Annotated in this window: 6 protein-coding genes; all 6 read right to left on the bottom strand. The window is 33.0% G+C overall.

Going from position 1 to position 4353, the window contains the following annotated elements:
* Positions 1-290: 290 nt before the first annotated feature.
* The 6 genes from ACI3VO_RS07420 to ACI3VO_RS07395 all read right to left on the bottom strand — a co-directional run bounded on the left by ACI3VO_RS07420 (position 291) and on the right by ACI3VO_RS07395 (position 4151).
* On the bottom strand, positions 291-554 hold the full coding sequence (locus tag ACI3VO_RS07420; RefSeq protein ID WP_439757295.1) for a hypothetical protein: 264 nt from the start codon (positions 552-554) through the stop codon (positions 291-293).
* 243 nt (positions 555-797) lie between these two features.
* The gene (locus tag ACI3VO_RS07415) at positions 798-1406 is read right to left on the bottom strand and encodes a hypothetical protein (RefSeq protein ID WP_439757294.1); all 609 of its coding nucleotides are present in this window, start codon (positions 1404-1406) and stop codon (positions 798-800) included.
* Positions 1407-1421: 15 nt separating this feature from the next.
* On the bottom strand, positions 1422-2030 hold the full coding sequence (locus ACI3VO_RS07410) for a hypothetical protein (RefSeq protein ID WP_439757293.1): 609 nt from the start codon (positions 2028-2030) through the stop codon (positions 1422-1424).
* 174 nt (positions 2031-2204) lie between these two features.
* Positions 2205-2459: a hypothetical protein gene (locus ACI3VO_RS07405; protein ID WP_439757292.1), complete on the bottom strand. Its 255-nt coding sequence runs from the start codon at positions 2457-2459 to the stop codon at positions 2205-2207.
* An 879-nt stretch (positions 2460-3338) separates the two neighbouring features.
* Positions 3339-3464 carry a hypothetical protein gene (locus ACI3VO_RS07400; RefSeq protein ID WP_439757291.1) on the bottom strand — a complete coding sequence of 42 codons (126 nt, stop codon included), beginning with the start codon at positions 3462-3464 and terminating at the stop codon, positions 3339-3341.
* 279 nt (positions 3465-3743) lie between these two features.
* Complete coding sequence (locus ACI3VO_RS07395; protein ID WP_439757290.1) at positions 3744-4151, bottom strand: hypothetical protein; 408 nt, start codon at positions 4149-4151, stop codon at positions 3744-3746.
* Positions 4152-4353: the final 202 nt, after the last annotated feature.

Here is a 4353-nt window from a genome sequence, read left to right as displayed (position 1 = left end):
AAAGAAAGGTTGTAAATAAGTCTTAGCTTTAGCAATTAAAGCCTATTGTTCATCTCCGTTAAATACTTCTAATAAGTCCTTATACAACTTAGACTCGGCTCCATTAGGAGCCTTGTCTAAGTCATAACCATTGTTTTCCTAAAGGATAATCTTGGCAATATCATATTCTGTACCCAGCTTATCCGCTAAATTCTATATCTATTCCCTTACTTTGGGTTTACTTTCTATTAAACAAACCATATCAATTATCCTTTACATTGTTTATCTTGCTTCTTCTTCTACTGCTATACCTACTGTTGTTGTTCTTCAGTAAGCCCTCCTATTAAAGAGTCTTTAATTGTAGCGTTACTTGAAGTGATTACTTGCGAATTAGAACTGTACACTAACTGTTCAAGAGAATTAGCATTAATTATATTTTGAACAATCGGATTATTAAATACACTTGGTTCTTCTCTAAACAGTGACATAGTAGGACTTATTATAGTGTATTTTTTACTGCCTACATTAGGTATATCTTCATTAATGTCAGATATTATATGATATTCCTTTCCCAAGAATTCTGCGTAGTATCTGTATTGATTTGATTTCTAATTAGTTTGAGAATCATTTACATAAAATACTACATCTGAATTATATATATCTGAATACACATTATCAGAATGATATTCGTCTAACTAATACACTTTTGGGTTTCCTAAACTACGTAACACGTTAATTTTATCTTTTTCAGATAGATCATTTATGTTAGTAATTCTAGAAGAGTTACTATTGTTCATTAACGAAACTATGTTACCAGCCTAATCTACGTATCCGTCAGTTCTAACTGAGAAAGAAGCTCTGCTACTATTTCTGTAACCAAGACTATCTATCTTAAAGTATACAGGATTCGCCCATACCTTTCCAGTTTTATCAGTAGATTCTGCTATATTACCTAGTTGATATATATCATATCTAGAACGTTCTGGATTCCATACCTTTATAAATTTGTCATATTGGTCTCTATCAGAATTATAGAATCTATAAGATCCTTTCTTAAACACAACTATGCTTCTTTCTTTATTGCTTCCGCTAGTATTTATAAATCTTGCGTATATACTTTTACTATCGTATCTTGGATCATAACTCTTTATTACATCGTCATCAGTTAAAGCTACCAAACGCATTACTAAGTCCATTTCTCCTTGAGTTAGCATCTTATTTGGACTGCTTAACGTATCTTCTATAAACTGATTAAATGTAATATTTCCAGCTTTTATGTTAGCTAAATGCTGAGGAGGTATTAGATCGTAAATAGTGGTCTTTATCAAACCTCCGGCATTAGAATCATTGGCTCCAGTAAGATAGAACATATATGCCGTAAAGTCGGTTATCCATTCTCTAATTTCATTATCATCGCTGTTAAACATTTCAGATATAGCTGCCTATACATTACTTCTTACAAAAGCATCGTCGTTTACAATTCTGTCTACAGTAAAGAATCCAGGAACATTTTTCTGTCTAGACCACGGTTTCAAAACTTCAAATAACGCGTAGCCTTCTCCAGTTATCATGCATTTTTCTTTAATTTTAGAGTACCTTTCTGGAACGCTGTTAGCTCCTATTAATAGAGAGTATAACGGTTTACTTCCTCCAAATCTATTAACTATGTACTCGTTAAAGAATTTTGAAAATATTACTGCCTTTATTTTTGGACCTACGACTTTTAAGAACCTTTTGCTATATCTACCATATTTACTATACTGTTTACTTAATTCATCAGCAGTATTTTTATATAAAGGACTAAATTCTAGTAAAACGTTTTCAAAAGTAGTAAACAATTGCTCTAATCCTTTTGTATACTTATCTCCTAAGAAAGTTTCGTCAAATAAGACATCGGGATTTGAGAACGTAAGATTATAATCAGATGTAAACTGTTGTTTAGCCTGTATGAAAGATATTATTTCGTCTACATTTATACCGTATTTCTTAGTATCTATCTGAGCGCAACGTATAGCATCTCTATAACCTTGAGCAAGATCTTTAAAGAACAATAATGTATTTATATATTTTAACTACATCTCTGGATTATTTCTAGTAGAAGGTTTCATCATATATTCTCTACTAAGCTCCTCAGGAGAAGCCAAATCGGTTGTAACCTTATTGTCATTCTTGCTAATCCAACTCTACATAACTTCATTTAAGAACTCTTGCCCTCTTTTCTGATCCTAAGTTACTCCTACTTTTCCATTCTTATACAAATTATAAGTATTCGCCAATTGAACTAAAGCGGGTTGGGTTAAGAATGCAAACGTATCGTGGCCAAAACCAGATGTAATTAAGAAAGAAGTTACATCATAAGTATAATCGTTTACGTTAGCGTCACCAATATAACTATCTTTAACAGCGTCCACAAATGCGTTGATTAGCGCAGAAGTTAAATCCAGTATATCTTCACCACTATTGTCATATATTCTGCCCATATTGTCTAATCCCAGCTGCTTTAAAATTTCACTAGGTCTTACTGACAAACCTGATTGCTGAATAAAGAATCTAAACACAGAGTTTAATGCCATTGGACCAATACCGCCATCAGAAGCTGCGTTCTTCAATTTCTAGTCTGTCTAAAATATTGGATTAGAATAGTAACCGTCAATACTTTCAAAATTGAAACCAGCAGATTGTTTTTGAGCTCTTACTTCTTTGTTTATGAAATTTTTTACTGGAGCCGTACAAACGTCAAGAGGAGTATTAGATGCTAAATAATGCTCTTTAGAAGTAAGTATAGCCTAATACATATCAAGTAAAGCGTTTTGTAATTCTTCGTCTTTAAACTTAGATATATCAGAAGAGGCTATTATTTTATCCATGTTGTACTATACTTTGTATAGTTTTCCATTTTTAACGGTATAATTTGGTCTAGCTAAGAACATTTTATCAATATCGAAGTCAGAACCAGTAAGAGCTGTTATACCGGCAGGGAAACTAATTATGGCTCCTCTCTAAGGCGGAAATACGTCTACTATCTCTATGGGAAGTGTAGAGTTCTAACCCTGAGTAGGAACACGATACGATAGAGCAAACAGCTCTTGGTTCTGTAATATGAACTGTCTTTGCTTATCAAATGTATCTAATTTTAGACCTTCTCTGTTTGCCTAATCTATAATATCTTTAAAGAATAGAATAGATAATTTTACCTGCATTCGTTTTGATCCGTTTTCTCCAGGCATTAACAAATGCTTATCGGGATGCTATTTTATATTAAATATGTTGTCGTATCCAGCACTTGCTACCTGATACAGAGCCTAACCTGGAGCAAGGGTATCTATCACCTTTTTACCCATTTCTGATAGCAGTCTAGACTATATCCATCTCATGTTAGGTATTCCTGCAGGGTGTATAACAAAAGAATCTCCAATTACTTTGAAACTATTTATAGTGTCAGCTGGTAAACCTTGAGTAAGGGCCATCTTCTGTAACTTCCTCATCAGCTTGACTTTATTTATCCCGTTTTCTTCTATACCAAATTCTTCTCTAAATCTGTTAAGTCCTTTGGTAGTAAAATGATTTAATATTTTATTATACACCTACTTCATAACAGACCCTTTGACCTACGTTCCATTAACGTTATAAACGTCTCCGTCTTGAATGTTCATCATAGCTATCTTCATAAACTAAGTTAGAAGCGCAGTACTATGCATTTCATGAGCGTCTGTATTTAACTGTTTACCTATTAGTTCAAAATACTATTGCTATATTACAGAAGCCTACATTGCTTTTGTGTCAAATTTGCCATGTTTGTCGAACAATTCAAAACTAGGAACTCCTCCAGATTTTACTGCAGAGTTTATTTTGACCATATCCACTTTATTTTGTTTCATAAAGTCATATAATTGGATCATTTCGTGTCCTTCTGCAAAAATCTTAAATATTGGGCTAAGAGACATTTTATCATAAGTAGGAACATATAGTTTATCTGCACGATTTGCCGGTTCTCCGTAGTAAACATACTTTAAAGATGTAGCCTGTAGCTGATCTGTAGCAGAATATATAAATCCTTTGTACTCATCTATAACTTTTTGTCTTTCTTGAGGATCTGTGTACAGCAGAGCTTCATTATATTTTTTAGCTAATTTTACAAGTTTGCTATACGATATGTTAAGATCATTACACATCTTACGCAAAGCCTACTCTCTAGTATTACTTAGCTAATATATTTTATCATAGTTTTCTAAAAGATTATAGCACGATTCATCTACATCGTTCCAGTTTCCTTCTCTCTATCTAAGAGCTCTGTACATCTCTGCAGTTATGAATACACTGGCGTCTGTTGGGTCATTAGTTAAAAATCCTTTAAAACGGTTTATGGCATCCTCT

This window comes from Intestinibacter sp. (genome assembly GCF_051866655.1).
Taxonomy (GTDB): domain Bacteria; phylum Bacillota; class Clostridia; order Peptostreptococcales; family Peptostreptococcaceae; genus Intestinibacter.
The sequence above is the reverse complement of the archived record's forward strand: the minus strand, read 5'-3'. Positions and strand labels throughout refer to the sequence as shown.

What these genes read in the sequence shown, in the direction of transcription:
- ACI3VO_RS07395 (WP_439757290.1), bottom strand. Translation starts at nt 4,151, where the DNA reads ATGTGTAATGATCTTAACATATCGTATAGCAAACTTGTAAAATTAGCT.
- ACI3VO_RS07415 (WP_439757294.1), bottom strand. Translation starts at nt 1,406, where the DNA reads ATGTTTAACAGCGATGATAATGAAATTAGAGAATGGATAACCGACTTT.
- ACI3VO_RS07405 (WP_439757292.1), bottom strand. Translation starts at nt 2,459, where the DNA reads ATGGGCAGAATATATGACAATAGTGGTGAAGATATACTGGATTTAACT.
- ACI3VO_RS07400 (WP_439757291.1), bottom strand. Translation starts at nt 3,464, where the DNA reads ATGAGGAAGTTACAGAAGATGGCCCTTACTCAAGGTTTACCAGCTGAC.